Genomic DNA, 26078 nt, shown 5'->3' with positions numbered 1-26078 from the left:
ACAATACATAGCGCAATTACAACCTGTAACGCACAAGTTGCACAGGCTATGCAACGACAACTTGCTTTACTCTTCATCATGTATTTGTCCATACTAGGCGTAGAGAGGTGATAAACACAGTATGATTTTTAGTGAACGCTTAAAACAAGAACGAGAGAAACGGAATTGGTCGCAAAGTGATTTGGCTGAAAAAATTCATGTAAGTAGGCAGTCTGTTTCGAAATGGGAGACGGGAAAGAACTATCCGAGCATTGAAATTATTATTCATTTAAGCGATCTGTTCGGTATTACGATTGATGAGTTGCTAAGGAGTGATGAAGAGTTGACACAAAAAGTTATTGAAGATAGTAAGCAGTTGGCGTATCCAAAATGGACGGTGTTTTTTGATAGCTTATTTATGATGGGCGTATTTTTGTTTATTACAAAAATCGTTGTGTGGATGTTAAATAAGTTTGCAGGAGCGAGCATTACAATTATAGCGGATGCACCGTATATAATGAATTTTTTACCGCTCTTATTAATGGTTATAGGTGGTATGGGATCTGATAAGTTGAAGAAAATATATAGGTAAGAGAAAGTTTTGAAAGAAATCCCCGACACTAGCTGTTCTTTTTACTTAAATTGTGTACTATAAAGGATAGGATGACATAAAGAAGGGGACATATAGAATGGAATTTCATGAACAAAAGATTTTGCCGGCAGTGAGGCAAATTAAAGATTTGGAGAAGTTACTACATAGTTCGTATGAATATATCGTTATTTTAGATATTCATGTCGGTCAATTGAAGAGTGTTATATCACTTGCGAAGCAATATTGTAAAAAGGTGTTTTTACATGTGGATTTAATTCATGGTTTGCAGAGTGATGGGCATGCGACGGAGTATTTATGCCAGGAATTTAGACCATACGGGTTACTTTCGACAAAGGCGAGCGTAATTATGAAGGCGAAGCAAAAAGGTGTTGTGGCAATTCAGCGTATCTTTTTAATCGATTCGAGTGCAATGGAGAAGAGTTGCAATCTTTTAGAAAAGACGAAGCCAGATTATATAGAGGTGCTTCCAGGGGCAATGACGGACATTATCGCTGAAGTGAAAGAGCGTACTGGTGTACCGATTTTGGCGGGTGGTTTTATTCGTACAGTTGATGATGTGGAGAAAGCGTTAAATGCTGGTGCGACAGCAATTACGACATCAAAACGCGAACTATGGAAACATTACCAAAAAAAGTGACGAAAATGTGAAAAAATTCTGTTGACACCGCTTTCATGAGAGGTTAACATTATAGACAAGTTAATAAACGTGACGGAGAAAAGTAGAGATCCACATTTCATTGTTTCTATATAAACTTATATAGAAGCGTGCAAAGCTGTGGGTCTTTTTCTTTTGACAAAAACGAATGGCCATTCATTTTACCTCTATCACATTTGGAAGCGTTTAAATTGATTGTGGAGGGATACTATGTCAGCATTTTTAGGAGAGTTAGTAGGGACTGCGTTGTTAATCTTACTTGGTGGCGGCGTTTGTGCTGGTGTAAGTTTAAAGAAGTCGTTTGCGAAAGATTCTGGTTGGATTGTTATTACGATGGGCTGGGGCTTAGCAGTAGCGGTTGCAGCGTATGCGGTTGGATCAATTAGTGGGGCACATTTGAATCCGGCTTTAACGATAGGATTAGCATTTAAGGGAGCGTTCCCATGGAGTGACGTACCAGGTTATATCGCAGCACAAATGATTGGGGCAATTATCGGGGCAGTTCTTGTATATTTACATTACTTACCACACTGGAAAGAAACAGAAGATGCAGGAACAAAATTAGGTGTATTTGCAACAGGTCCAGCAATTCCGAATACATTTGCAAACCTTTTAAGTGAAATGATTGGAACATTCGTTTTAGTATTTGGTATATTAGCAATTGGTGCAAATAAATTTGCAGATGGATTAAATCCATTTATCGTAGGTTTCTTAATTGTAAGTATTGGTTTATCATTAGGTGGAACGACAGGATACGCAATCAACCCAGCACGTGATTTAGGTCCGCGTATCGCACACTTCTTCCTTCCGATTGCAGGAAAAGGCGGTTCAAACTGGAAGTATGCATGGATTCCAGTAGTAGGTCCGATTTTAGGTGGATCACTTGCAGGATTATTCCATCAAGTTGTATTTGAAGGAAAACAAAACGTAGCACTTATTTATGTGATTATTGTAACTGTGATTGTACTAGCAATCTCTTATATGACAAGCAAAAAAAGTGGAAGCAATACAAATAGTAGAAAAGTAGCATAAGGGGGAAACCGATATGAAAAAATATATTCTTTCATTAGACCAAGGAACAACTAGCTCACGCGCAATTCTTTTCAATAAAAAAGGTGAAATTGTTCATTCAGCTCAAAAAGAATTTACACAACATTTTCCAAAGCCAGGTTGGGTAGAGCATAACGCACAAGAAATTTGGGGATCTATTTTAGCAGTTATCGCAACTTGCTTAAGCGAAGCAGATGTAAAACCAGAACAAATCGCTGGTATCGGTATTACGAACCAACGTGAAACAACGGTTGTATGGGATAAAACTACTAGTAAACCAATTTATAACGCAATCGTATGGCAATCTCGCCAAACAGCTGAAATTTGTGATGAGTTAAAAGAAAAAGGTTATAGCGAAATGGTTCGCGAAAAAACAGGTCTTTTAATCGACGCATACTTCTCTGGTACGAAAGTGAAATGGATTTTAGATAACGTTGAAGGTGCAAGAGAGAAAGCAGAAAACGGCGATCTATTATTCGGAACAATTGATTCGTGGCTTGTATGGAAACTATCTGGTGGTAAAGCGCACGTAACGGATTACTCAAATGCATCACGTACATTAATGTTTAACATCCACGACTTACAGTGGGATGATGAGCTTCTAGATATGTTAACAGTACCAAAGAGCATGCTTCCAGAAGTACGTCCATCATCTGAAATATATGCTGAAACAATTGACTATCACTTCTTTGGTCAAAACGTACCGATTGCCGGTGTAGCTGGTGACCAACAAGCGGCATTATTTGGACAAGCTTGTTTCGGTGAAGGTATGGCGAAAAATACTTACGGAACTGGTTGCTTCATGTTAATGAACACTGGTGAAAAAGCAGTAGCTTCTGAGCATGGTCTATTAACAACAATTGCATGGGGAATAGATGGTAAAGTAAACTACGCATTAGAAGGAAGTATTTTCGTAGCAGGTTCTGCAATTCAGTGGTTACGTGACGGAATGCGCATGTTTAAAGATGCAAGTGAGAGTGAAGTGTATGCTTCTCGCGTTGAATCAACTGAAGGTGTATACGTTGTACCAGCATTCGTTGGATTAGGAACACCTTACTGGGATAGTGAAGTACGCGGCGCTATGTTTGGTGTAACGCGCGGTACGACGAAAGAGCATTTCATCCGTGCAACACTAGAATCTTTAGCTTACCAAACAAAAGATGTATTATGCGCAATGGAAGCAGATTCAGGTATTGAACTAAAAACATTACGCGTTGATGGCGGAGCGGTTAAAAATAACTTCTTAATGAAGTTCCAAAGTGATATTTTAGACGTTCCTGTAGAGCGTCCAGTGATCAACGAAACGACAGCTTTAGGTGCAGCATACTTAGCTGGTCTTGCGGTTGGGTATTGGAAAAACCAAGATGAAATTAAATCGCAGTGGCATATGGACAAACGTTTTGAACCAACGATGGAAGCGGAAACAAGCGAAGAGCTATATGCTGGATGGAAAAAAGCAATTGAAGCAACAAAAGCTTTCAAATAATCATAAACAGTGTTATAATGGTGACAAGTTAATAATTCGGTAGGAGATTTGGAGAGACCACAACGCGCTATAGAGGCGAAATCTATAGCGGAGTTTGTGGTCTCTTTTTTCGTTATCAAAGGGAGGAATTACCATGAAATTTTCAAGTAAACAACGTAAAGACGTATTAAACGGAGTAAATAAACAAGAGTTAGATGTGATCGTAATTGGTGGAGGTATTACTGGTTCTGGTATTGCATTAGATGGAGCAACACGCGGGTTATCAACAATTGTGTTTGAAATGCAGGACTTTGCAGCAGGTACATCAAGTCGTTCAACGAAGCTTGTACACGGTGGTCTACGTTATTTAAAACAACTTGAAGTGAAAATGGTAGCAGAGGTGGGGAAAGAGCGTGCGATCGTATATGAGAACGGTCCCCATGTAACAACACCAGAGTGGATGTTACTTCCATTCCATACAGGCGGTACGTTCGGATCATTTAGTACATCAATTGGTCTTCGTGTATACGACTTCTTAGCAGGTGTAAAACGAAGCGAGCGCAGAAAGATGTTTAACCGTGAAGAAACATTAAACAAAGAGCCTCTTGTGAAAAAAGAAGGATTAAAAGGCGGCGGTTATTACGTAGAATATCGTACAGACGATGCGCGTCTTACAATTGAAGTAATGAAAGAAGCAATTGAGCATGGTGCGAAAGCTGTTAACTACGCAAAAGTAGACAGTTTCTTATATAAAGATGGAAAAGTATGCGGTGTACGTGTAATCGATTTACTAGACGGTGAAGTGTACGAAGTTTACGGTAAGAAAATTGTAAACGCAGCTGGTCCTTGGGTAGATACACTTCGTGAGAAAGATAACTCGAAAAAAGGAAAAGTACTTCAGTTATCAAAAGGTGTTCACTTAGTAATTGACCAAAAACGTTTCCCATTAGGTCAAGCAATTTACTTCGATACACCAGATAAACGTATGGTGTTCGCGATTCCTCGCGGCGGAAAAACTTACGTAGGTACAACAGATACGTTCTATGATAAAGATGCAGCTGTACCACACATGACAACAGAAGATCGCACATATATCATTAACGCGATTAACTACATGTTCCCAAGTGTGAAAATTACAGAAAAAGATGTTGAATCAAGCTGGGCTGGTGTACGTCCGTTAATTTACGAAGAAGGTAAAAATGCATCTGAAATTTCTCGTAAAGATGAAATTTGGACTTCTGAATCTGGTTTAATTACAATCGCAGGTGGTAAATTAACAGGATACCGCAAAATGGCTGAAATGGTAGTAGACTATGTAACGAACTTACTACAAAAAGAAGGTCATAGTGCATATCCGAAGAGTGACACGAAACATATGCCAATCTCTGGTGGACATGTAAGTGGTTCACACGGATTCCCAGCATTCGTTGCGAAAAAAGCAGACGAAGGTACGAAATCTGGTTTAACGAAAGCGCAAGCAGAAGAGTTCGCGAAATTCTACGGCTCTAACGTTGATGTACTATTCGACTTAGCGAAAAAACATAAAGACGAAGCGAAAGAATACAACATGCCGCTAGACGTTCTAATCCCACTTGTATACGCAATGGATTACGAAATGACAGCAAAACCAGTTGACTTCTTCGTACGCCGTAGAGGCGCTGTATTCTTCAACATCCACTGGGTATATGAGTGGAAAGAAGCAGTAATCAACTACATGGCTACGAAACTAGGCTGGAGCAAAGAAGAGCAAATGAAATACACAGCTGAATTAGAAAAAGCATTAACAGATGCTGTCATTCCTGTAGATCAACAAGAGCAGGCAGCTGCGTTAGCGTAAAATAGAAAACCACCTGAAGGGGAACCTTTAGGTGGTTTTTTGTACGTTATTTATAGAATTTTAAATACTATACTTGTATTTTATAACCGAAAAACCTAATATTTAGTTTATAGAGATAAGTGTAATACAATAAATAAGATACCGATATGAGGTGTATCATGAAAAAATTAATTACTTATGATTCTGAAATTCAGATGGCATATTTGTATGTAATTCCATTCACTTCAGAAATTGAGATTGAATCGACTGAAGAATTGGAAGAAAATCCAAAACTAAATGTAGATATAGATCAATTTGATCGCATAGTGGGGATTGAGTTTTTTGGAGACAATGCTAGTAAATTAAAAGAATTAACAAATAAGAGTAAAATATATAAAAAGAAAACGTCAAGTGATAATACATACATATACTCATTTAGACTTTCTCAAGATACTCATTTGCAAAAAGTGTTATTTCATAATATCGTATTTTATTTTTCGGATAAGAAGTATGAAGAATTTATCGGTTTTGATATTATGAAGCCCTCTTTGTATGGCCATGAAATATTAGATTCTTTAAGTGAGCGTTAGGAAGAAGGAGGACTCGATTAAATGGGTTCTCTTTTTCATTTAGCGGTCTTTAGAGCTGAGGAGAATCTTGACTATAAAAATCCTTATTGCAAGATGAAAGAGCGCCTTGGGAGGAAGACGCTCTTTAGGTGAATGTATTGTGACGACTATTCGGTTTATTATATGTAATTTGCTGAGGAAGTGTTTTATAAAAAAGTTATTGTCAGCCGTATTTTTTTATGAATTTATAAAACTTTTCCATACAATGCGTCGTCTAATATATGGGAAGGAGGAAATGATGTGGATGAATTAACGATAGAAGCGTTTGAAATAGAAGATAAGGAGGACCTTATCGACGAAATAATGAACAAGTGTGGACAAGAAATCCTACAGCTTGTGTATTCATATGTGAATAATAAAGAGGTTGCGGAGGATTTAACGCAAGATATATTTGTGAAATGCTATAAATCTCTTCATACATATAAAGGGAATTCGAACTTAAAGACATGGTTATGGAGAATTACGATTAATCATTGTAAGAACTATTTAAAAAGTTGGTATAACAAAAAAGTTATCGTTACAGAGGATGACTTTACGTATATGGAGAGTCAAAAAGAAAGTGTGGAACAAACAGTTATTCAAAATGCTGAGGATAGTAGGCTTGCCTCTGCAGTAATGAGTTTACCGATAAAATATCGTGAAGTGATTTATCTATTTTATTATGAAGAGTTATCAATTAAAGAGATTGCTGCGGTAATAGAAGTGAAGGAAAACACAATAAAAACAAGGCTGAAAAAAGCAAAGGAACTTTTGAAGGAAGGATTGGAGGAATAATCAAATGGAAGATCGATTAAAAGGCTTGCGAAAATCAATGGAGAACACAACTTTTAAACATTTGAGTTTTTCTGATCAACATCGAAAGCGGGTGCGCGAAAAAATCAATCAATCGTCCGAAAAGGAAGAAGATATTCTTTTAGCAGTGTTGCAACTTCTTATGAATGAAAAAACAGGTTATGAATTAATGCAGTTACTGCGTGGGAGAGGGATTCAAAAATTCGAAGGTGATGAAGGTTCCCTATACACTGTATTACATCGTCTAGAACAAAATCGCTTTATCCAATCTAGCTGGGATCACGTGGGAGCTAAATATTATCAATTAAATGATAAAGGAAACAAAATGTTGCGAAAAGCAGAGAAGAATGCTACGAAAGTACGATTTATATTAAAAGGCTTAGTGCAGGAGTGAGAAAAAATTGAACAAAAAAGGGGAGCGTTTTTTAAAAGAAGTTACGAACCATATTAAATCAAAAGAAGCGAAGGACTTGGTGGCAACGGAACTAGACTTTCACTTGAAACAGGCGAAGAATATGTGGATGGATAAAGGGTTAAGTGAGAAAGTTGCGGAAGATAAGGCTGTTGAGCAAATGGGAAGTCCGATTAAACTTGGCGAAGAACTTAACAAACTGTATAAGCCAAAGGTTGATTGGTTCCTTATTATTTTATTAGTGGCTGCGATGGGGCTAGGATTTTTGCCGGTTATAACTTTTGGACATGCTGACTTATTCATGAATAAGGTGATATTTGTTATTCTCGGTGTTGTAACAGCTGTTGGGATTATGCTACTTGATTATCGGAAGTTAGAGAGACTCGGGTGGCTGTTTTATACAATCGGTGTACTTATCTTGTTAATGATAAAATGTTTTCCGACTGGTTACGTGATTGGGGAAGCAATAATAAAAATTGGTCCCATCACAATTGACTGTCTAATGGCGATACCATTCTTCTTTCTAGCTTGGGCTTCTTTTTTCAATAATGGTAGGTTAAAGTTTATGCATCTTCTCATGTTGTACGTATTTTCTTTATATCTATTTTCAACTACATCAATTCTTTTACCAATTTTCATCTATATTACGATGGTATTCGTTATGCTTTGGTGGAGTAAGCTAGGAAAGAAAACGGCATGGCTCATTACGATTTTACCAATTTTACCCTTTGTTATTAGGGATCTATTTTCTTGGTCTGCTGTAAAAGAATACCGTATGGCCAGAATTTTAGGATTTTTAAATCCAGAGCATGATCAATGGTATTTACGTTTAAAAGAGGCAATGTCATCGGCAGGTTGGTTTGGTACATATGGAAATATAAAGTCTATCCATGCTACCCATACTGATTTTGTATTTGCAAGTTTGACTTATTATTATGGATATGTGCTGGCGCTAATTCTTGTCTTAATTCTTTCTCTTTTTGTAGTAAGAATAATGAACATAGCTTATAAAATAAATGATGGTTATGGTAAATTGCTTCTCGTTGGTGGAGTAACTCTTTTTGTATTCCATTTTATTTATAACGTTGGCATGACCTTAGGATTATTACCACGTGCTTCTATATCATTACCTTTTATTAGCTACGGATTGATACCAACTCTGTTTCATGCATTTATAATGGGGATTGTGCTGAGTGTATATCGACGTAAAGATATTCCAGCGAGAAAATCAGCTTAAAAAACAAACCACCCATTCCCTATATTTTTTAGGGGATAGGTGGTTTGTTTTGCACACTTAACAAGTTTTTCCGTTTCCAACTTCTCCGCATGAATCAGGAATTTTCTTATCTTTTATTAATTGTAATAGAAGTTCAAAAAACTGCTCACGCTGCTCTAATGTGAGGTTTTTCAGAATATCGTCTGCGACCTTGTCTTGGAAAGCGAGTGCCTGCTCCATATTGGAATGCGCGCGTTCAGTAAGTTGAATTAATGTAGCTCGGCGATCAGTTGGATCTGGTATACGAATTAGGAGCTTGTCTTGTTCGAGTGCATCGACAAAATCGGTAACTGTACGTGCTTTGACGCCTAATTTAGCAGCTAATGCGTTCATTCGAATGGGACCATTTTCAGAAACGGTAGATAGAACGCGTAGCCTTGGCCCTGTTAGATGATAAGGTGTGTCAAGGGCTGACAATTGAGATTGAAATTCTCTTTGAACATAGTTCGTTGATTGCATTAAAATATGGATGATATCTATTGCAGCTGGATTATTTAATTTCATGAATGGGATGACCTCCTCATTATTTTGTAGTTCATTTTTGCACGTTTCATAAATATATTGTATATTATTAGTGAGTATCCTCTCTATATTATAAACAATTAGTGAGTAAACTCATTATATTGTATACTCATAATGTGTAATAGCGGGATAATTACTATTATAACTGATGCGGGGGTCTATAGAAAACGATAATAGAGCGAGGTGTATGTATGTAAGGAATTTTAAATCGTTTCAACATTCAATAGCAATACCCTTAAAAAATATATAACGGAGGATTGTACATGACTATTGTAGCATTAGTACTTCAATGTTTATTAATTTTTGCATTCTTCTTTTCAAGTGTGAGTAAAATTGCGGGAGCAAAGATGCAAGTAGAGGCTTTCGCTCATTTAGGTTTACCTCAATGGTTTAGAATTGCGACAGGTTGGATCGCTTTGGCAGGCGTGGTTGGACTGATTTTTGGTTTCTGGAATGAGGTCGTATTAGTTTTAGCAGCATTATGGATTGCTTGTATTATGTTGGGAGCTGTATTGTCCCATATGCGTGTTAAAGATCCAATTGGAAAAATAATGCCGGCAGCCGTGCTTATGATTTTAGCGCTAATTCTTGCGTTCGTTCATTCTTCAGCAGTAACAGAACTTCTGTAAAGTAAATTGTAGATTAGTAGATTCGATTGAATAGAGGTAGAAACTGAGCACGTACGATAAAAATGATATCCTCATTATAATAAAATAGTGAGGATATTCATTATGTTGATACTCATTTAAATTTGTATAGATTATGGGAAAGAGAAAAGGAGGTCTACACGATGGTAGATAATTCATCACAAAATGCGGATAAATTGCTAGGAGTTTTAGTTGTTACGCTAATATTTTCGGTTATGAACGGTACGATGTTTAATGTAGCTCTTCCTGAAATAGGTAAAGAATTCAACCTTGTTCCTTCAGAGGTTAGCTGGATTATGACTAGTTATATGGTCGTTTACGCCGTTGGTTCTATCGTGATGGGAAAACTGGCGGATAAATATCGGCTAAAGGATTTGTTGACGTATGGATTACTTATTTTCGCTCTAGGTTCCTTGCTTGGTCTACTTGCTACTGAGTATTGGGTCATTATTTTGGGGCGTGTCATTCAAGCAGCGGGAGCTTCTGTTCTTCCAGCGACGGCGATGATCATTCCAGTCAGGTACTTTGCACCAGAGAAAAGGGGCCGTGCGCTTGGAACTTCAGCAGTAGGTTTGGCACTTGGTAATGCGCTAGGACCCGTTGCGGCAGGATTAATCACAAGCTTTGGAAGTTGGAGACTTATGTTTGTTCTTTCTTTACTACCGCTTCTAACGCTTCCTTTCTTTAGAAAGTATTTAGATGATGCAAAAGGGAAGGCGGGTAGTATTGATATTCTTGGCGGAGGACTATTAGCTGTATCGGTCACGTTCTTCTTGCTTGCCATTACGCAGATGCAAGTGCTGTTATTCCTTGGAGGATTTGTTATGTTAGCTTTCTTCATTTTGCGGATTAGAAAAGCTACAGAGCCCTTTATTAAACCAACTCTGTTTAAAAATAAGAATTTTTCGATTGGGTTACTCCTTGCTTTTATGACGACAGCGATGAGCTTTAGCATGACATTTATGACGCCGCAATTTCTATCAGCAGTAAATGGATTGACTCCTTCGAATATTGGTTTTGTTTTAGTTCCAGCAGCAATTGCCTCAGCAATTATGGGAAGAAAGGGAGGAAGGTTAGCTGATACTCGGGGCAATTTTGCACTCGTTTTTATTGCCTCAGTATTCATATTTCTTGCGTTCTCATTATTATCTACTTTCATCGGGGTCTCGGCTTTTGTCATTGCATTGATTTTAATTTTCGGGAATGTAGGACAAACTTTTATGCAGATTTCAATGTCTAATACGATTTCGCAAACACTGTCAAAGGAGGAGACAGGCGTAGGAATGGGATTATTGTCGATGATTAATTTCATATCTGGCGCGATGGCTATGAGTGTAGTAGGGAAATTGCTTGATAATGGTTCTACTTCGCTACAACTCAATCCTTTTGTTGCAAATCAAGCTGCAAATATGTATAGTAATATCTTCGGCGTGATGTCATTATTGATCCTACTTGTAGTTGTGCTGTATCGTTTTCAATTTGGTACGGGCGTTTCTACGTTAAATATGACTAGCAAAGGTAATAAAAGTTTATAAAAGAATACGAGGAGGTTTATGTATGAATGCTCAAACTGCATCTGTTTCTTCGCAGTCAACGGAGTTTGACAATGTGAAAAGACTCCCAATTTTAATATCGATGATCATTGGGGCGTTTTTTACCATTTTGAATGAAACATTATTGAACGTTGCTTTTCCACAATTGATGATTGAGTTGAATGTAACACCATCAACTCTTCAATGGCTTTCAACAGGGTACATGCTTGTAGTTGCTGTGCTAATTCCAGCTTCTGCTTTATTAGTACAATGGTTTACAACAAGACAAGTATTCATAGGTGCTATGGTAGTTTTTACTTTCGGTACACTTGTAAGTGCAATTGCGCCTGGATTTTCTATACTATTGATGGGGCGCTTGTTACAAGCAGCTGGTACGGGATTAATGATGCCCGTATTAATGAATACGATTCTTCTTCTATATCCTCCTGAAAAGAGAGGAGCGGCAATGGGGAGTATTGGGCTTGTAATCATGTTCGCTCCTGCCATTGGACCAACACTTTCAGGTATTATTTTGGAAACATTGAATTGGAGATGGCTATTTTATATCGTTCTTCCATTCGCAATTTTTTCTATTGTTTTTGCGTTTATTTATTTAAAAAATGTCTCAGAGCCTACTAAACCAAAGGTAGATGTATTATCTATTCTTTTATCTACAATTGGATTTGGCGGGATTGTTTATGGATTTAGTAGCTCGGGTGAAGGTTGGGATAGTTTCCAGGTGTATGGAATAATCCTAATTGGCCTTGTAGCAATTCTATTCTTCGTATTACGTCAATTAAAATTGAAAGAGCCATTACTAGACCTTAGTGCATTTAAGTATCCGATGTTTACGCTAACAACAATTTTATTGACGATCATGATGATGACGATGTTCTCGACAATGACGTTACTACCATTTCTATTCCAAGGTGCTTTAGGCTTAACTGTTTATGCAACTGGTCTTATTATGCTTCCAGGTAGCTTATTGAACGGTCTGCTTTCTCCAGTTTCAGGGAAGCTCTTTGATAAATTTGGTCCAAGAGCGCTTATTATTCCTGGTACGATATTATTAGCAGGTGTGATGTGGTTCTTTACACAAGTAACGGCAGATACGTCTAAAATAACTTTCATCCTATTACATGTCAGTATGATGGTATCTATTTCAATGATTATGATGCCGGCGCAAACGAACGGTTTGAACCAACTGCCGAAGCGATTTTATCCTCACGGAACAGCTATTTTGAATACTCTATCACAAGTAGCGGGTGCGGTAGGAGTTGCTTTCTTTATTAGTGTTATGACTTCCGGACAAAAGAAATATTTGGATGCATCTTCAAATCCAACTGACCCAGCTCAATTGACAGAAGCGATGGTTTCAGGCGTGCATAACGCATTTACGATTGGTTTTGGTTTAGCGCTACTTGCAGTCGTTGTAGCTTTATTTATTAAACGTTCGCAGACCTCAGAAAATTAAGGGGCAAAGTAAAGAGGGTATGCTGAGAGCTACCCTCTTTATTACTTTGTTCTTACATATCAATTTGATTTCGGTTTCTTCTTATTAAAATAGTATTTGTCGGGTAGCGTAGCTTTTTAAATTTATAATGGAACAGCTCTAACTTAGTGATAAAGTTTCATTTTATGTTTAAATAAGTGAACTCGCTTTAATAGAAGTACATAATTCAGAACGAGAGATTGATTCAGCTAATTGTTGTAAATAAGCATATTCTGCCGCATTTTTTTCAGAAGTGTTAGGATCCAATAAAGGTGAAGAAAGAAGTACATCAATCGTAAGTATGTCTGCATCATGAGAAATGATGTTATAACCTGCAAATACAGGTCGTTTCAAGTCTTTTACTTTTTGAATCATCTGATGGAATTTTGTAACACTTATATTGATTTGTGCTAATGGAAAGCATTTTTGGGTGGGATTCTTGATGGTTTTTCTAATCTTATAATCATATACGTAATAATATTTCTCTTGCTGCTCAAGTGTTTGCAATTCTTTCGTTAATAAGTGGTATTTATCTGTAAGTCCAGTTGTGAGTGCGTTGTGTTCTTCGCCAACTAATAATGTGAAAGGTCTTGGTGATGAGATTGAAAGGGTGCGGACGTTTAGATCAGTAAAAGTGGGATTAGATTGTAAAAGGGTATGTAATTTTTCGGTAGGGAACTCACCGTTATAAATAGCAATGAAATAATGATTCATTTTTTCACTCCTTATTTTTTCTAAAATGATATATTCTACTTTAAAGGTGTAAATCCTGCATAAAAAAGAAACACCTTGATTCGTATCAAGGTGTAATAAGTTCAAAACTCTCCGAATCAGCCCCGAGCACAAAAGGACTAACATCGCCAACGCTATAAAGTTGTAATTCATGCATCGCGCGTGTACAAGCAGTGTAGAACAATCTACGAACGCTCTCATCGCTGTACACATCTTTAGAAGCATCGTAAATAATAACAGCATCAAATTCGATACCTTTCGCTAAGTAAGCAGGGATCACGACAATGCCTTGCTCATACTCGGCTGAGTTACTTTTCACGAGTTTAATATTCTCGATATGACGAAGTGCTTCGTAAGCAGCGGCGCTTTCAGCTGCGGATTTACATATAATTGCGATCGTGTTGTGATTTTGTTTTTGTAATTCAGCAACTTTGGCAGTAATATGCTCGTGCAGTTCGTTGTGATTAGATACTTTCGTCACTGTAGGTTTCTCACCGTCACGTTCAAATGCATGGATGTTCTTTCCTTCTGGTACGAGAGCGCGTGTAAATTCAATAATTGGTTTTGTTGAGCGGTAGCTACGAGTTAAGTTAATACCGTTCGTTTCATCTGGTCCGTATAAGCTAGTAAGTGTATTGAAATTCACTGTTTCACTCGCGTGTGCAAATATCGCTTGGTTAAAGTCTCCGAGTACCGTCATTCTTGCGGCAGGGAAGAGGCGTTTTAGAAACTCGAATTGAAACGGAGAATAATCTTGTGCTTCGTCTACGAGTACGTGTTTAATCGATCTATTCGTTTGGAAGCCTTCAATTAATTCTTTTAAAAGTAAAAATGGAGTCGCATCTTCGTAATATAGCTTTCCTTCATCGAGCGTGTTTACTGTTAATGAGCAAATGTCATCCCATTCTTTCGGCTTTTCTCCAGTAACCCATGATGCATCTGTGAAAAGTTGTTTATATATGCCTGTGAAATTGATGAAACGCAATGTTTGAACACCTTTACGAAGTGGCTTCAATTTTTTACGGACAATCATACGTCCGAGTACTTTCGTTTCCTTCTCAAAATCATGAAAGGAGTTATCGTCAAACTCGCCTTTTTTCTGCAAGTATTTATAAGCCTTTTGATATTCATCTTTACTAAGTAGTTCAATTTCTTCTTCTACCCAAGGCTTTTTCAGTTCTGCTTTTTCAAGTGCATCTATTTGTTTATTTAGCCAATCCGTTAACTTCTCAATTCGACTATGGAAGCGGAGAGAGGAGTCGGTATTGTAAAATTGCTCTGTAATTTCTTTCGCAGAGACAATTAGCTTTCCTCTAAATTTCATTCCCCTAAATAGCATACCCGAAGATTCAAGAGATTGTCTGTACGTTCTAATCATCTCGAAAAATTGAGTAGATGCTTTAAATCGAATACTAGCATTTCTCGTTTTATAGATAGGGCTATTCGTTTCAGTTAGCATATATTCTAATTGCTCATAAGGATCTTCCACGTCAAATGACTTACTTAGTCTATGATTTAAATATTCCTGGAATGTAACTTGCTGCATATTTTCTTCACCGAGTTCAGGCAGTACGTTAGAAACGTAGCTGTTGAACATAGAGTTAGGGGAGAAGAGAATAATTTGATCCGCTTTTAACCATTCGCGATATTTATATAGTAAGTAGGCGATTCGTTGCAGGGCAGCTGACGTTTTACCACTACCAGCAGCTCCTTGCACGATAAGGAGTCGGCCTTCATCGTGACGAATAATTTCATTTTGCTCGCGCTGAATCGTAGCAACGATACTTTGCATATGTTTGTTTGTGCCTTTTCCGAGCGCTTGTTGAAGAATTTCATCGCCAATTGTAAGACTCGTATCGAACATAGAATCAATCTCGCCATTTTGAATAATGTATTGTAATTTTTTCTCTACATTACCGTGAATTACGCCTCCTGGTGTACTGTATTCAGCCGGTCCTGGTGGATAATCGTAGTAGACACTCGAAATGGGTGCGCGCCAGTCATATATAAGAAAGTTTTCTCCGCTTGCATCAGTAAGTGTAGCTACGCCGATATAAATTTGCTCTGCAGCAGATTCTCCTTCTTCTTTGAAATCAATTCGTCCGAAATAAGGTGCTTTATGCATGCGTCTTAATGCGGCAAGTCGATTAAAGGTGTGCTTATGGGTAATTTGTGTAACAGCTAGTGACTGAGCTTGTTGTCTTAAGTTGATAACTGTTTCAAGATAATCATCAAAAGTATCAGTATTCACTTTTACGTCATCCCAGAAATGTTTACGAATATTGATTACTTCTGCCCGGCGTCTGCCAGTTTCGTTTTCCAGTTTATCAATTTGCTGCCTAATCGTTTGGATTACGGTATCCAATCTTTTTTGCTCTAGATCAAGTTTTTTGTTCATACGGTAAGCACTCCTTTAAAAGTGAAAAATAGAGGTTGACTGAAGATGTGTTTTGGTGTAAAATTAAGATACGGATAAATACGTTCTTTGTATTTTTGGAAACGTGTTTCTGTACTAATTTAACATAGTTTTTTAATTTAATCAATGATAATAAGATAAACCTTGGTTCCATGTTACGTGGATCAAGGTTTTTTTGTTTTTGTCGGTAAGTCGATATATTTCGAAAATCGCTGATATAATTGGAGTTACGGTCGATATATTTTGAAAATCGCCGATATAATTTAGAGCTGAGGTTAATTTATTCAGAGGAGCAACTATATAATTTCATTTACTGAATCTAAACATAAATTGATAGGGGAGAAGAGGGGATAAAAAAAGATCGGGCCTAAGCCCGATCTTTTTATTTCGTTATTTCTTTTCTTCTTTTTTAGCGTCAGCTTTCTTCTCGTCGAAAAGATCTTTTAAATCTTTATCGTCAACTTTTACGTCAGCTTTTTTGATTTCTTTCATCATAAGATCGTTCATGAATTCGCCATCTTGTGATTTCTTCGCAACTAACTCTTTTTTCAAGTCAGCTTTTGATTGCTCGAATGATTTTTCTGGCTCTTTAATGTCTGTAACTTTAATGATGTGGTAACCGAATTGTGTTTTTACAGGTTCGCTTACTTCATCTTTTTTCAGTTTATAAGCAGCATCTTCGAATTCTTTAACCATTTTACCGTGTTCGAAGAATCCTAAGTCTCCACCTTTTTCTTTTGAACCAGTATCTTCAGAGTATTGTTTCGCTAACTCTTCGAAAGATTTACCTTGTCCAAGTTCTTCTTTAATCTTTTTCGCAGTCGCTTCATCTTTTACAAGAATGTGGCTTGCTTTAATTTGAGGCTTGTAGTTGTCTTTTAATTCTTTATCAGTGATTGTTTTCTCGATAGCTTTTTCTTGCGCTAATTGAGCACGCACACCAGTTTTTAACGTTTCTTCTTTAATACCTTGTTGTTTTAATAGTGTATCGAATTGATCACCGTATTGTTTTTTCATTTCATCGTACTTTTTGTCTACTTCTTTGTCTTCGACTTTGTAGTTTTTAATAAGTACTTTTTCCATAACCATGTTGTTTAGTACTTGTTTACCAGCTTGTGTTTTCATTTGCTCGTAGAATTCGTCTTTTGTAATGTCACCAGCTTTAGATGTAACGATTTTGTCTGATGATGATGTTCCACAAGCTGATAGTGCGATTACACTTGTTGCGGCTAAGGCAAGCATAGCTTTCTTCATTCGATAAACACTCCTACTATTATGTATTTTTAATTTATCCTATACCGATGAATTTTAGTTCATCAGAGCCCGATTAAGTCTCACTGATACTTTTGCTTTTTATATTGGTAAAGCGCGCTTAACAGGGCTTACCGAGGCTTTAGGATAAAGTTAAGATGCGTGTCATTTATTTCATAGTATAAGCAATATGTACAGAATTTAATATATCATATTTCGACTAGATTTCATATTGATAAAGAAAAATTAACCATATCGTGTCAGATTTTGAAGGTGTGCCATATTGGGCGGATGCCGCATATACAGAATAGAGGAGGGGATGGGGATGAATTCTCAACTTATTTTATTACTTGTACTGTTTATTTTATTGGTTATAGTAGGTATAATTTGCTTATAGAGGAAAAAAGTGAGGAAGGGGCTTTCCTTCCTCACTTTCCATGAAATATAATTTCTATATAACTAGAAATTAATAAAATTGTTATACATACATTAATAACCCGAAAGACACCGGGTTGGCGGCTCGCAGTTATTTGTTTTCGTTCACACAGTGTATGTGTCATGAAATTCGTGTAAAATATAACAAGAAGTGCGAATGCGACAAAAACAACTGTTATAAGTGTCATGAGGCGAGACCTCCTTTTGGCTAAAATACATATACTTTATATATTGTATCATACGATATTTTGTTCGTGTTATAAAATTCAGAAATAGAAGACTTTGTGTTAGAAAGCGAGGGAGAAAATGGACGTTGTTAGAAGATTAGAACAAGCTGAATACTACGTAGACCTACTATTTAAAATGATTGATGAAGAAAAGTGTCCATTTTATTCTTTAATCATAAAGAAAAAAGCTCGTAAAAAAGATATTGAACGTATACTGAATCTTTGTGAAATACTGAACGAGCAATATGTAGTGGAGAAAGCAGAAGGGCTTCTTTTGTTCGATGCGCTATTAGATCAATTTGAAAAAGCGCTTCCACATCAGCTCGAAGTACACGAAACTGCGGAAGCGCTAGCAAAACAAGGTTTATTTAAGCCGCTTATGAATGAATTCTTAAGCATGATTGCGAAAAAATAAATAGATTACTTCTTAACTAACTTCTGATCGGATTCTGTAAAGTTCTCTTCAATATCTTCTAATGATTTCTCAAAAATATCGATGAAGTCTTGTCCGTAAATATTACGCAAGATAGCAATCAGTTCGATATTTTCTGGGAACTTCCCATAAAAATTACGAAGTGCAAGAGCCCCATTAAACACTGAATTATTTTCAGGATCATACTCCTCCATTAAGCGAAGTAGTAACTCTTCCCCTTTGTCTGTAATCTCAATGTACGTATTTCGTTTGTCATCTTCTTTTTTTGAGAATACAAGATAGCCGCGTTCTTCCAGCTTTTTAGAGAAGTTAAACGCCGTTGATACGTGCATAACTCCAAACTTAGCAATCTCAGAAATAGAAGCCCCTTTTAAATGATAAGCGATTGTTAAAATATGATGCTCATTAATGTTTAAATCGTAAGGCTTAATCCACATCTGCCAATCTTTCTCTACACATTTCCATAACGCTTTCGATAATTGAGCAATGCGTTGGCTGAAAATCATCGCTTCTTTTACCGAGTAATCTTTTTCTCCACTTTTCATTTACTCACCCACTTTAACATTCTTTTTCATTACTATCTATTATGCCAGTAAAATAAAAATTAATAAAGTCTTTTTGTGAGAATTGTGAAAATTTTTTGGAAAAATGACATTCTATACAAATCATGCATAACTATGGAAGCGTTTTATGAGTCGTGAATACATGTGTTGTCCTTACATGTTAAGTGATAACATATATTGTAAATGCATAAAAACACGGCATATCTATGTGATATGCCGTGTTAAGGTCAATTTATATAAAAAATATTTGTTATATGCAAAAAACTAAGCAGGAATTTGTTTACGCTTTTTCCGGAACAGCTTCTTGTAGTTTCTCAATTGATTTTTGAATGTCCAAAATCTCTTGCTCAATATGTCGTTTGTTTTGAGAAATATCTTGCTTCCAGTTAGAAAGCGTATCGTGCATATCGTCTTTTAATTCTTGAAACACTTCTTTACCTTCTGAAGCAGTTTCAACGATTTGACGTTTTAATAATTTTGTATCAGCTGTAATATCAGCTAATGTCTTTTTAATATCATTTCCTTTTTCTTTTAACTTGCCGCGCATGTCTTTGCCAGAAGAAGGAGTAGAGAAAAGAACAGCTAATCCAGCAACTGCTCCGCCGCAAATGACACCTGTAATAAAGGATTTAGCTTTTGACATAAAAGGAGACCTCCTTATTTTTTGTTCGTATTCATGATGTGAAAAAATATGCATATCTTTAAGACAAGGGAAAGAAAAGTGTACTGTACATATTCCCTGGAATCTTGAATGGAGAAACAAGCCTTGCAATATTTAATCACTTTAGGAAAGTGGCTTGTTATGTATTACTTCTTATTATAGTGTCACTATTTCACACTATTTGCAATTTTACTTGCGATGTTTTGTAAATTTTCCATTGTGTATTCATTTTGATGTGATTTCCAAACAGCACCGAAACCATCGTTTTCACCGTAGCGTGGAATTAAATGAAGGTGGAAGTGGAACACAGTTTGTCCAGCTTTCTCGCCGTTGTTGTTAAGTAGGTTAAAACCAACTGGATTAAACTCTGCTTTAATCGCATTTGCGATTTTCGGAACGACAGAAAAAATGTGTGATGCGATTTCTGGCGTTAACGCAAATATGTCTTGTTTGTGAACTTTCGGAATAACAAGAGTATGTCCTTTTGTTACTTGACTAATATCTAAAAATGCAAGCACATGTTCATCTTCGTATACTTTTGAGCAAGGGATTTGCCCGTCAATGATTTTGCAAAAAATACAATTATCTGCTGTATGATTCATCGATCTCATCCTTTCAAATATCCTTAGCCGTATTTTACCATAATTACATAAGAGAACAAACACGAAAAACAGGAAGCTGACTCAGCTTCCTGTTTTCTGAAGAGGGATTGAAAAAGCATTATCGTAATTTACGTTTCGCAGACACCTCATTTATTTAAGAAATGCACGGTAAATCGGCTAAAGTTTCTGCCGTAGACACCCCATTTTCAAGTGAAATGAATTGCAATCTTTCATAAAAGGAAATTGTTTATTTTTTAAAACAGTATATGCTCTTTCGGAGACACCCCGTTTCGAAAATGAAACAAATGATCTGGTTATGTGTAAATTTCTTTGTCCAACATGGACACCCCATTTCATGATGACTTAACTATGTTGTTGTACTCATCAATTGGTGGTCGCTTTTTCAATGTGTTCCTTCTTCACTAATTATGATGTCCGCTTTCGTAAAAATATATGCTAACAAATTTAAATTTTTTTTAAGACATCGATACTATGTAGTACAGCGCCATTTTTGGTAAGATGAATATAGAATGAATACTAATGAAGAAAGTGGTGTCGTATGAGCGAGTTATTGCGTGTAGAAAATGTTACAGGAGGATATACGAAGCGACCTGTACTAAAAGATGTTTCGTTCTCTGTTAATAAAGGCGAACTTGTCGGCTTAATCGGTTTAAATGGAGCGGGTAAAAGTACGACGATTAAACATATTATCGGTTTAATGGAACCGAAAAAAGGAACTGTCACAATTAATGGGAAAACAATTCGTGATGATATGACAGCGTACCGTTCTAGCTTTTCGTTCATCCCAGAAACACCTGTATTATATGATGAGCTAACGCTAGAAGAACATTTGAAGCTAACAGCGATGGCGTACGGTGTCGATGAAAAACAATATGAAGAACGTGTAGGACAACTATTACAAGAATTTCGCATGAAAAATCGTTTGAAATGGTTTCCGTCTCATTTCTCAAAAGGGATGAAACAAAAAGTAATGATTATGAGTGCATTTTTAGTGGAACCATCTCTTTACATTGTGGACGAACCTTTCGTAGGGCTTGATCCGTTAGCGATTCAATCACTTCTTCAAATGATGGATCACATGAAAAAGAGCGGTGCAGGAATCTTAATGAGTACACACATTTTAGCGACAGCAGAGCGTTATTGTGATTCGTTCATTATTCTGCATCAAGGTGAAGTAAGAGCGAAGGGAACATTAGCTGAACTACAATCACAGTTTAATATGCCAGGTGCAACGTTAGATGATATTTATATTGCATTAACGAAGGAAGAAGATTATGAATAGCACAGCATTATGGAAAGAACGATTTCGTCACTTTCTAAAAGAAGTTCGTACATATAGTAAATACGTATTTAATGATCATTTGAAATTTATTTTTGTATTTATCATCGGCGCAGGAGCGTATTATTACCAGCAGTGGTTACAAACGCTAACACCGTCGTTTCCGACAGCACTCGTTATGGCAGTGTTGCTTGGACTCGTATTAACGGCCGGATCGATACAAACGTTATTAAAAGAAGCAGATCTCGTTTACTTACTGCCAGTGGAAGAAAAGTTAAAACCTTATTTCACAAAGGCATTTCTCTTTACGTTTATGATTCAGTTATACATAATCGCCATCGTAGCGGCAGCACTAGCCCCGTTATACTTTCAGCAAATGAAACAAACTGGAGCGGCGTACATATGGATTGTAATCGCGTTTGTCATTGTAAAAGCGTGGAATTTATTCTTGGCATGGGAAAAATCATTTTTAACAGACCAAAATATACAAAGAGCCGATTGGTTCATTCGTTTTATTTTAAACGGATTATTTGTTTACTTCCTTGTAGAACGTACTTCCATTATGTTTATTGGCGGAATCGTTCTGCTCATGGTGTTATACCTCGCTATCATGCATCAAATGGTGAAGGGAAAGCCGCTAAACTGGGAGTATTTAATTTCTGAAGAAGGTAAGAAGATGATGCTGCTGTACCGCATCGCGAATATGTTCGTTGATGTACCAGCATTAAAAGAGAGAGTATCCCGCAAGAAATGGCTTGATTTCATTCTTTCGATGATTGGCGAAAAGCGTACATATTTATACTTATATACGAGAACGTTTTTACGATCGGGTAACTATTTCGGCTTATATGTGCGCCTGCTCGCTCTTGGAGGAGTTATTCTGTACTTCATTCCGTTTTTATATGGACGATTTGTCGTAAGCCTTATTTTCTTATACTTAATCGGTTATCAGCTATTAACTTTATGGAAACATCACCGCATGAAGATTTGGCTTGATTTGTATCCGATAGGGGGAGAAGAGAAGAAGAAAGATTTTCTTACTTTATTAAATGCAATCCTTATTACAGGTAGTATTATCTTTACAATCATATTTGCACTTGCGACGAAAGATTTCATGATGACAGGAATTTTACTAGTCGTAAGCATAGTATTTAGTATCGGTTTCGTTTATCAATACGGGGCAAAACGTATTGAGCGTTTAAATTGAAGGGAATGAACCTATGATTACATATGAAGAAAAGGTTATAAAAGAGCTGGAGCAGTGGAAAGCTACATTCATGAAAGATTCTTCTATGATGACACGGTTCTCAAAGAAAGTGCAGACGAAAGTACAACAGCTTATTCCGGCGAAAGTGCAAAAAGTATTAACAGAAACGATTCGGATGATGGTGCAAACGATTAGTGCCGGATCAAACTTTATAAAGCCGAAATTAAAAGAGCCGAACTGGTCATTGCAACGACGAGACGATGAAGTACGTAAAAAAATGGATGAGTATAAAAAAATAGCAGCGGCAGAAGGAGCGGGGACGGGAGCAGGCGGTATTCTCCTTGGCCTTGCTGACTTTCCGCTTTTACTCGGCATTAAAATTAAATTTTTATTCGATGCAGCAACATTGTACGGATTTGATACGAGCGACAAAGAAGAGCGCCTTTTTATCCTTCACGTTTTCCAACTTGCCTTTTCAAGTGACGACCACCGAAAAGAAATATGGAAAGCCATCGAAACGTGGGATACAGAAGAAGAAAACCATATGGACTGGGAAAAGTTCCAAACAGAGTACCGAGACTATATCGATTTAGCAAAAATGCTTCAGCTCGTACCAATAATCGGTGCCCCGGTCGGCGCGTATGCGAACTATCAATTACTGCAAAGACTTGGGGAAGTAACGATGAATTGTTATCGTATGCGATTGCTGAATAGGAATTAAAAAGAAAGCATCCTAAATGTGTGATTTAGGATGCTTTTTTGTTTTAATGATTAATGCTTCAAAAGAAGAAGGTATAATTGAGATTGTTTTTCAGCGTTTTAGGCTGAAATTAGTGGTGGAGATAGAACCGATATTATAATCATCCTTATAATCAATTGAAGTAGTAAATTTCTTATTTGTATCATCTTTGATATGACCAGTTATAAAAATAGTTTCGATATCATTAGAAGGAAATCTATGATTCGTAATAGTCACTTCTAAATTCTCTTTTTCTTTGAAATACTGAATGGTTTCTTCTTTTGCTTTATTAACGATTTGTTGTTCTTCATTCTTTTGATCTATAGTACATCCACCTAAAAGGATAAGTGTAAAAATAAAGAATAATTTTGTACCGAATTTGTTCATGTATAATCACTCCATGGATCTTGCGTTATATTCCTTTTCACTAAATTTTATATTCACTGAACATTGTGGGGTGGGGTTATAAAGAAAAGCATTCTAAATTACCCGGGTACTTAGTTTTTAAGCTCTAAATTTTTTGAATGAGACATACGGCTTATATGATAATCTCCTACATCATATTCTTTGTCCATAGAAAAAACCTTATTTTTGTTATCTTTAACATGTCCGTTTATAAAAACTATTTGAACATTATTGGGAGCATATAGGAATGACTTAGATAAAAATTATGGGAAGTGTTAGTATTTTAATTTTAAACTTTTACTTTTAGAAATTGAACCTATCGTGTATTTATCTCCGCTATATTGAATAGTTATATTAAATGTTTTGTCTCTATCATCTTTGACATGTCCAGAAATATAAATGGATTGTAAGTCTTTAGGACCAAACTCATGCCCAGTAATTACTACATCCAAATCTTGCTTTTCCTTAAAGTATGTAATGGTTGTCGCTTTTGCTTCTTTTACTACTTGTTCTTCATTGTTTTTTTGATCCATGGTACATCCCTCTAAAGTACTTAAAATAAATATAAATAATAAACAAAAACTAAATTTTTTAATAATAATATCCATATGTATCCTCCGAAAATGTTATCTTAATTATAAGAATATATCAAATGTTGTAGAAGAAAAATGTTTTGAGTAACAAAAATGAAGTTTTAGATTCTACTTTTTATCAATTAGCAGACACAACGTATAAATCTGATAAAGATATTGAAGAAGTTGTTATTACCAATAAAGAAGGTCGAAGTTTACAAACATAGGAAAAGGGAGGAACATTCCACGATAAATTGGAATAGGCACAGTTGTCTTTGTACGAGATGTGAATGGGGAAAAGCAAGTTATGATAGCTTTCTGGGGGACAGAATGAGATAAAATTATAGAGAAAAACTCTTTAGGCGTTCTGATGAAGCTAGGGAAGGTATGAAGGATTTAAAAACGGATACAAATCATTTTGTATTACGAGAAGGTGTTCATGGACCAGCAGCACCTCCTGTAGCAGGGACTGAGAATGCAGGTTCAAAGAAATATTGGAATGAAGAGAATCAGCGCTGGGAAACACATAATCAATTTGAACAAGCTGAAAGGGTCATGAAACAAGTAACGGATACATATAAGGGCAGGGATGATGTGGAGATATATACGACGGGTCATTCATTAGGGGGAGCTTTAGCGGAATATGCAGCGGCATCTAATGACAATGTAAGATGTATGTCATGGAATGCGCCAAGTGCAAAACATTTGTTACCGCCTGATTTACAAGAAAAAGCAAATAATGGTGAGTTTAATAATAGAATTGTAAGTGTTGTTCACGGAAATGATTCAATTGGTTATGGACCATTTGGTGCATATGAAAGTCATATAGGATCTACTTATGCGGTAACACCACCAATTTCGAAAGAAGAAATGTCCGAGTTATCATTACAGCAAAAGCTTGGGATGGATGTTACTCGATTTTTGAATTCGATAAGTGGTCCTGGTTATCATTATCAAACAGATAAAAACTTCCGATTTGGGGAGAATGGGTCTTTATCAAATAAATACTTGTTAAATGTAGACACGAATGAAAGAGTTTATGATTCACCGGGCGCGTTATTAGGCGGGGGAGAGATTCGTGTAGTTGTAGAGAATTTGGAAAAAGCCGTAAGAGATATGAAGCGAAACGCACAAGAATTTCAAGAGAGAGTACCGAGGTTAATTTCTAATATGATGACATTATTAGAAACGGCTGAAAGTAGACGGGTAGAAGCTAAAGTAAATAATATACGTGCACATGTAGAGCATTTAAGTTTTTGGTACATACGAACAGCAACGGAAATTTCAGATTTTATTGAGAAGAAAACCGATGATTATAAGAAGACGGATCAACAATATTAAGGGAGAAGATTAGGATGCCGAGAATTTACCTAAATGAAGAAGCATTGAACCAAGCTTTACAACAATTTGACCATATGATTCAAGACTTAAACCATAATAAAAGGGTTGTAAGTAATGTACATAATTTACTCTTATCAAGCTGGTCTCAACTTGGAGTAGGGAAAAAAGCCATTAGCGATTTAGAATCTTTTAAAAAAGATATCGAAAGAAGAATGGAAGAATTAGAGTCTGATAAAAGAGAGTTAAAGGGTGCGATTGATTTATTAAAAGCGTTAGATCAAAGTTATGATTACATGGGGCCTAAATATTAAATT

Annotated in this window: 28 protein-coding genes and 1 pseudogene; 19 read left to right on the top strand and 10 right to left on the bottom strand. The window is 36.4% G+C overall.

Going from position 1 to position 26078, the window contains the following annotated elements:
• Positions 1 to 121 precede the first annotated feature (121 nt).
• The 9 genes from V7S50_RS25920 to V7S50_RS25880 all read left to right on the top strand — a co-directional run bounded on the left by V7S50_RS25920 (position 122) and on the right by V7S50_RS25880 (position 8648).
• Positions 122 to 571, top strand: coding sequence for a helix-turn-helix domain-containing protein (locus tag V7S50_RS25920; RefSeq protein WP_242255642.1), 450 nt, complete (start codon positions 122 to 124; stop codon positions 569 to 571).
• A 97-nt stretch (positions 572 to 668) separates the two neighbouring features.
• A complete protein-coding gene (gene glpP, locus V7S50_RS25915) occupies positions 669 to 1229 on the top strand; it encodes a glycerol uptake operon antiterminator GlpP (protein ID WP_060629825.1) in 561 nt (186 codons plus the stop codon).
• Between the two features lie 228 nt (positions 1230 to 1457).
• Positions 1458 to 2279: a glycerol uptake facilitator protein GlpF gene (glpF, locus tag V7S50_RS25910; RefSeq protein WP_242255640.1), complete on the top strand. Its 822-nt coding sequence runs from the start codon at positions 1458 to 1460 to the stop codon at positions 2277 to 2279.
• Positions 2280 to 2292: 13 nt separating this feature from the next.
• Complete coding sequence (gene glpK, locus V7S50_RS25905; protein WP_242255638.1) at positions 2293 to 3783, top strand: glycerol kinase GlpK; 1491 nt, start codon at positions 2293 to 2295, stop codon at positions 3781 to 3783.
• Between the two features lie 133 nt (positions 3784 to 3916).
• Positions 3917 to 5599 (top strand): aerobic glycerol-3-phosphate dehydrogenase, encoded by a 1683-nt coding sequence (gene glpD, locus V7S50_RS25900; RefSeq protein WP_063222410.1) that lies wholly within the window; start codon positions 3917 to 3919, stop codon positions 5597 to 5599.
• Positions 5600 to 5757: 158 nt separating this feature from the next.
• A complete protein-coding gene (locus tag V7S50_RS25895; protein WP_242255636.1) occupies positions 5758 to 6168 on the top strand; it encodes a DUF2283 domain-containing protein in 411 nt (136 codons plus the stop codon).
• Positions 6169 to 6447: 279 nt separating this feature from the next.
• Positions 6448 to 6981: a sigma-70 family RNA polymerase sigma factor gene (locus V7S50_RS25890; RefSeq protein WP_242255634.1), complete on the top strand. Its 534-nt coding sequence runs from the start codon at positions 6448 to 6450 to the stop codon at positions 6979 to 6981.
• Between the two features lie 4 nt (positions 6982 to 6985).
• Positions 6986 to 7393 carry a PadR family transcriptional regulator gene (locus V7S50_RS25885; protein ID WP_242255632.1) on the top strand — a complete coding sequence of 136 codons (408 nt, stop codon included), beginning with the start codon at positions 6986 to 6988 and terminating at the stop codon, positions 7391 to 7393.
• A 7-nt stretch (positions 7394 to 7400) separates the two neighbouring features.
• Positions 7401 to 8648, top strand: coding sequence for an FtsW/RodA/SpoVE family cell cycle protein (locus V7S50_RS25880; RefSeq protein ID WP_242255631.1), 1248 nt, complete (start codon positions 7401 to 7403; stop codon positions 8646 to 8648).
• A gap of 57 nt (positions 8649 to 8705) precedes the next feature.
• Here V7S50_RS25880 and V7S50_RS25875 read toward each other — a convergent pair whose 3' ends face one another.
• Complete coding sequence (locus V7S50_RS25875) at positions 8706 to 9191, bottom strand: MarR family winged helix-turn-helix transcriptional regulator (protein WP_242255630.1); 486 nt, start codon at positions 9189 to 9191, stop codon at positions 8706 to 8708.
• A gap of 281 nt (positions 9192 to 9472) precedes the next feature.
• Here V7S50_RS25875 and V7S50_RS25870 point away from each other — a divergent pair, with 281 nt between their 5' ends.
• The 3 genes from V7S50_RS25870 (at position 9473) to V7S50_RS25860 (ending at position 12862) form a co-directional block, all read left to right on the top strand.
• The gene (locus V7S50_RS25870) at positions 9473 to 9838 is read left to right on the top strand and encodes a DoxX family protein (protein WP_242255629.1); all 366 of its coding nucleotides are present in this window, start codon (positions 9473 to 9475) and stop codon (positions 9836 to 9838) included.
• Positions 9839 to 9999: 161 nt separating this feature from the next.
• On the top strand, positions 10000 to 11391 hold the full coding sequence (locus V7S50_RS25865) for an MFS transporter (protein WP_242255627.1): 1392 nt from the start codon (positions 10000 to 10002) through the stop codon (positions 11389 to 11391).
• A 22-nt stretch (positions 11392 to 11413) separates the two neighbouring features.
• Positions 11414 to 12862 carry an MDR family MFS transporter gene (locus V7S50_RS25860; RefSeq protein WP_242255626.1) on the top strand — a complete coding sequence of 483 codons (1449 nt, stop codon included), beginning with the start codon at positions 11414 to 11416 and terminating at the stop codon, positions 12860 to 12862.
• A gap of 168 nt (positions 12863 to 13030) precedes the next feature.
• Here V7S50_RS25860 and V7S50_RS25855 read toward each other — a convergent pair whose 3' ends face one another.
• The 4 genes from V7S50_RS25855 to V7S50_RS25835 form a co-directional block, all read right to left on the bottom strand.
• Positions 13031 to 13594: a hypothetical protein gene (locus V7S50_RS25855; protein ID WP_242255625.1), complete on the bottom strand. Its 564-nt coding sequence runs from the start codon at positions 13592 to 13594 to the stop codon at positions 13031 to 13033.
• An 85-nt stretch (positions 13595 to 13679) separates the two neighbouring features.
• Complete coding sequence (gene helD / locus V7S50_RS25850; RefSeq protein ID WP_336376606.1) at positions 13680 to 16010, bottom strand: RNA polymerase recycling motor HelD; 2331 nt, start codon at positions 16008 to 16010, stop codon at positions 13680 to 13682.
• Positions 16011 to 16418: 408 nt separating this feature from the next.
• Entirely contained in the window at positions 16419 to 17282 is an 864-nt protein-coding gene (gene prsA, locus V7S50_RS25845) for a peptidylprolyl isomerase PrsA (RefSeq protein WP_242255621.1), read from the bottom strand.
• Between the two features lie 425 nt (positions 17283 to 17707).
• Positions 17708 to 17902, bottom strand: a complete 195-nt coding sequence (locus V7S50_RS25835) for a hypothetical protein (protein WP_048656387.1) — start codon at positions 17900 to 17902, stop codon at positions 17708 to 17710.
• A 118-nt stretch (positions 17903 to 18020) separates the two neighbouring features.
• On the opposite strand from V7S50_RS25835, the gene V7S50_RS25830 reads away from it, so the two are divergent.
• On the top strand, positions 18021 to 18356 hold the full coding sequence (locus V7S50_RS25830; RefSeq protein WP_000383651.1) for a DUF1878 family protein: 336 nt from the start codon (positions 18021 to 18023) through the stop codon (positions 18354 to 18356).
• Between the two features lie 5 nt (positions 18357 to 18361).
• On the opposite strand, the gene V7S50_RS25825 is transcribed toward V7S50_RS25830, so the two are convergent.
• The 3 genes from V7S50_RS25825 to V7S50_RS25815 all read right to left on the bottom strand — a co-directional run bounded on the left by V7S50_RS25825 (position 18362) and on the right by V7S50_RS25815 (position 20200).
• Complete coding sequence (locus V7S50_RS25825; protein ID WP_000834918.1) at positions 18362 to 18919, bottom strand: HTH-type transcriptional regulator Hpr; 558 nt, start codon at positions 18917 to 18919, stop codon at positions 18362 to 18364.
• A gap of 298 nt (positions 18920 to 19217) precedes the next feature.
• Positions 19218 to 19580, bottom strand: coding sequence for a YtxH domain-containing protein (locus tag V7S50_RS25820; RefSeq protein ID WP_000030301.1), 363 nt, complete (start codon positions 19578 to 19580; stop codon positions 19218 to 19220).
• Between the two features lie 185 nt (positions 19581 to 19765).
• Positions 19766 to 20200: an HIT family protein gene (locus V7S50_RS25815; protein WP_242255619.1), complete on the bottom strand. Its 435-nt coding sequence runs from the start codon at positions 20198 to 20200 to the stop codon at positions 19766 to 19768.
• A gap of 559 nt (positions 20201 to 20759) precedes the next feature.
• Between V7S50_RS25815 and ecsA the strand changes: the two genes are divergently transcribed.
• From ecsA to ecsC, 3 genes are read left to right on the top strand one after another with little or no spacing between them, the layout of a single operon-like run.
• The gene (ecsA, locus tag V7S50_RS25810; protein WP_088062328.1) at positions 20760 to 21503 is read left to right on the top strand and encodes an ABC transporter ATP-binding protein EcsA; all 744 of its coding nucleotides are present in this window, start codon (positions 20760 to 20762) and stop codon (positions 21501 to 21503) included.
• A complete protein-coding gene (ecsB, locus tag V7S50_RS25805) occupies positions 21496 to 22707 on the top strand; it encodes an ABC transporter permease EcsB (RefSeq protein ID WP_242255617.1) in 1212 nt (403 codons plus the stop codon). The genes ecsA and ecsB overlap by 8 nt, the downstream gene beginning before the upstream one ends.
• 13 nt (positions 22708 to 22720) lie before the next feature.
• Positions 22721 to 23428, top strand: a complete 708-nt coding sequence (ecsC, locus tag V7S50_RS25800; protein WP_242255607.1) for an ecs operon protein EcsC — start codon at positions 22721 to 22723, stop codon at positions 23426 to 23428.
• Between the two features lie 90 nt (positions 23429 to 23518).
• Here ecsC and V7S50_RS25795 read toward each other — a convergent pair whose 3' ends face one another.
• The gene (locus tag V7S50_RS25795) at positions 23519 to 23833 is read right to left on the bottom strand and encodes a DUF1433 domain-containing protein (RefSeq protein ID WP_242255605.1); all 315 of its coding nucleotides are present in this window, start codon (positions 23831 to 23833) and stop codon (positions 23519 to 23521) included.
• A 293-nt stretch (positions 23834 to 24126) separates the two neighbouring features.
• Entirely contained in the window at positions 24127 to 24459 is a 333-nt protein-coding gene (locus V7S50_RS25790) for a hypothetical protein (protein ID WP_242255603.1), read from the bottom strand.
• A gap of 65 nt (positions 24460 to 24524) precedes the next feature.
• Between V7S50_RS25790 and V7S50_RS34130 the strand changes: the two genes are divergently transcribed.
• The 3 genes and pseudogenes from V7S50_RS34130 (at position 24525) to V7S50_RS25780 (ending at position 26075) form a co-directional block, all read left to right on the top strand.
• Positions 24525 to 24650: a hypothetical protein gene (locus V7S50_RS34130; protein ID WP_396025708.1), complete on the top strand. Its 126-nt coding sequence runs from the start codon at positions 24525 to 24527 to the stop codon at positions 24648 to 24650.
• A gap of 9 nt (positions 24651 to 24659) precedes the next feature.
• Positions 24660 to 25764 (top strand): annotated as a pseudogene (locus V7S50_RS25785) (lipase family protein); the annotation flags it as partial.
• A gap of 14 nt (positions 25765 to 25778) precedes the next feature.
• Positions 25779 to 26075: a hypothetical protein gene (locus tag V7S50_RS25780; RefSeq protein ID WP_001137435.1), complete on the top strand. Its 297-nt coding sequence runs from the start codon at positions 25779 to 25781 to the stop codon at positions 26073 to 26075.
• The last annotated feature ends 3 nt before the right edge of the window (positions 26076 to 26078 follow it).

Source organism: Bacillus sp. CCNWLW194 (genome assembly GCF_037120585.1).
Classification (GTDB): domain Bacteria; phylum Bacillota; class Bacilli; order Bacillales; family Bacillaceae_G; genus Bacillus_A; species Bacillus_A basilensis.
Note: the sequence above shows the minus strand (reverse complement) of the source record. Positions and strands in the feature narration are given on the sequence as shown.

Coding starts and splice junctions, on each gene's coding strand:
- V7S50_RS25920 (WP_242255642.1), top strand. CDS start 122: ATGATTTTTAGTGAACGCTTAAAACAAGAACGAGAGAAACGGAATTGG.
- glpP (WP_060629825.1), top strand. CDS start 669: ATGGAATTTCATGAACAAAAGATTTTGCCGGCAGTGAGGCAAATTAAA.
- glpF (WP_242255640.1), top strand. CDS start 1,458: ATGTCAGCATTTTTAGGAGAGTTAGTAGGGACTGCGTTGTTAATCTTA.
- glpK (WP_242255638.1), top strand. CDS start 2,293: ATGAAAAAATATATTCTTTCATTAGACCAAGGAACAACTAGCTCACGC.
- glpD (WP_063222410.1), top strand. CDS start 3,917: ATGAAATTTTCAAGTAAACAACGTAAAGACGTATTAAACGGAGTAAAT.
- V7S50_RS25895 (WP_242255636.1), top strand. CDS start 5,758: ATGAAAAAATTAATTACTTATGATTCTGAAATTCAGATGGCATATTTG.
- V7S50_RS25885 (WP_242255632.1), top strand. CDS start 6,986: ATGGAAGATCGATTAAAAGGCTTGCGAAAATCAATGGAGAACACAACT.
- V7S50_RS25875 (WP_242255630.1), bottom strand. CDS start 9,191: ATGAAATTAAATAATCCAGCTGCAATAGATATCATCCATATTTTAATG.
- V7S50_RS25870 (WP_242255629.1), top strand. CDS start 9,473: ATGACTATTGTAGCATTAGTACTTCAATGTTTATTAATTTTTGCATTC.
- V7S50_RS25865 (WP_242255627.1), top strand. CDS start 10,000: ATGGTAGATAATTCATCACAAAATGCGGATAAATTGCTAGGAGTTTTA.
- V7S50_RS25860 (WP_242255626.1), top strand. CDS start 11,414: ATGAATGCTCAAACTGCATCTGTTTCTTCGCAGTCAACGGAGTTTGAC.
- V7S50_RS25855 (WP_242255625.1), bottom strand. CDS start 13,594: ATGAATCATTATTTCATTGCTATTTATAACGGTGAGTTCCCTACCGAA.
- helD (WP_336376606.1), bottom strand. CDS start 16,010: ATGAACAAAAAACTTGATCTAGAGCAAAAAAGATTGGATACCGTAATC.
- prsA (WP_242255621.1), bottom strand. CDS start 17,282: ATGAAGAAAGCTATGCTTGCCTTAGCCGCAACAAGTGTAATCGCACTA.
- V7S50_RS25835 (WP_048656387.1), bottom strand. CDS start 17,902: ATGACACTTATAACAGTTGTTTTTGTCGCATTCGCACTTCTTGTTATA.
- V7S50_RS25830 (WP_000383651.1), top strand. CDS start 18,021: ATGGACGTTGTTAGAAGATTAGAACAAGCTGAATACTACGTAGACCTA.
- V7S50_RS25825 (WP_000834918.1), bottom strand. CDS start 18,919: ATGAAAAGTGGAGAAAAAGATTACTCGGTAAAAGAAGCGATGATTTTC.
- V7S50_RS25820 (WP_000030301.1), bottom strand. CDS start 19,580: ATGTCAAAAGCTAAATCCTTTATTACAGGTGTCATTTGCGGCGGAGCA.
- V7S50_RS25815 (WP_242255619.1), bottom strand. CDS start 20,200: ATGAATCATACAGCAGATAATTGTATTTTTTGCAAAATCATTGACGGG.
- ecsA (WP_088062328.1), top strand. CDS start 20,760: ATGAGCGAGTTATTGCGTGTAGAAAATGTTACAGGAGGATATACGAAG.
- ecsB (WP_242255617.1), top strand. CDS start 21,496: ATGAATAGCACAGCATTATGGAAAGAACGATTTCGTCACTTTCTAAAA.
- ecsC (WP_242255607.1), top strand. CDS start 22,721: ATGATTACATATGAAGAAAAGGTTATAAAAGAGCTGGAGCAGTGGAAA.
- V7S50_RS25795 (WP_242255605.1), bottom strand. CDS start 23,833: ATGAACAAATTCGGTACAAAATTATTCTTTATTTTTACACTTATCCTT.
- V7S50_RS25790 (WP_242255603.1), bottom strand. CDS start 24,459: ATGGATATTATTATTAAAAAATTTAGTTTTTGTTTATTATTTATATTT.
- V7S50_RS25780 (WP_001137435.1), top strand. CDS start 25,779: ATGCCGAGAATTTACCTAAATGAAGAAGCATTGAACCAAGCTTTACAA.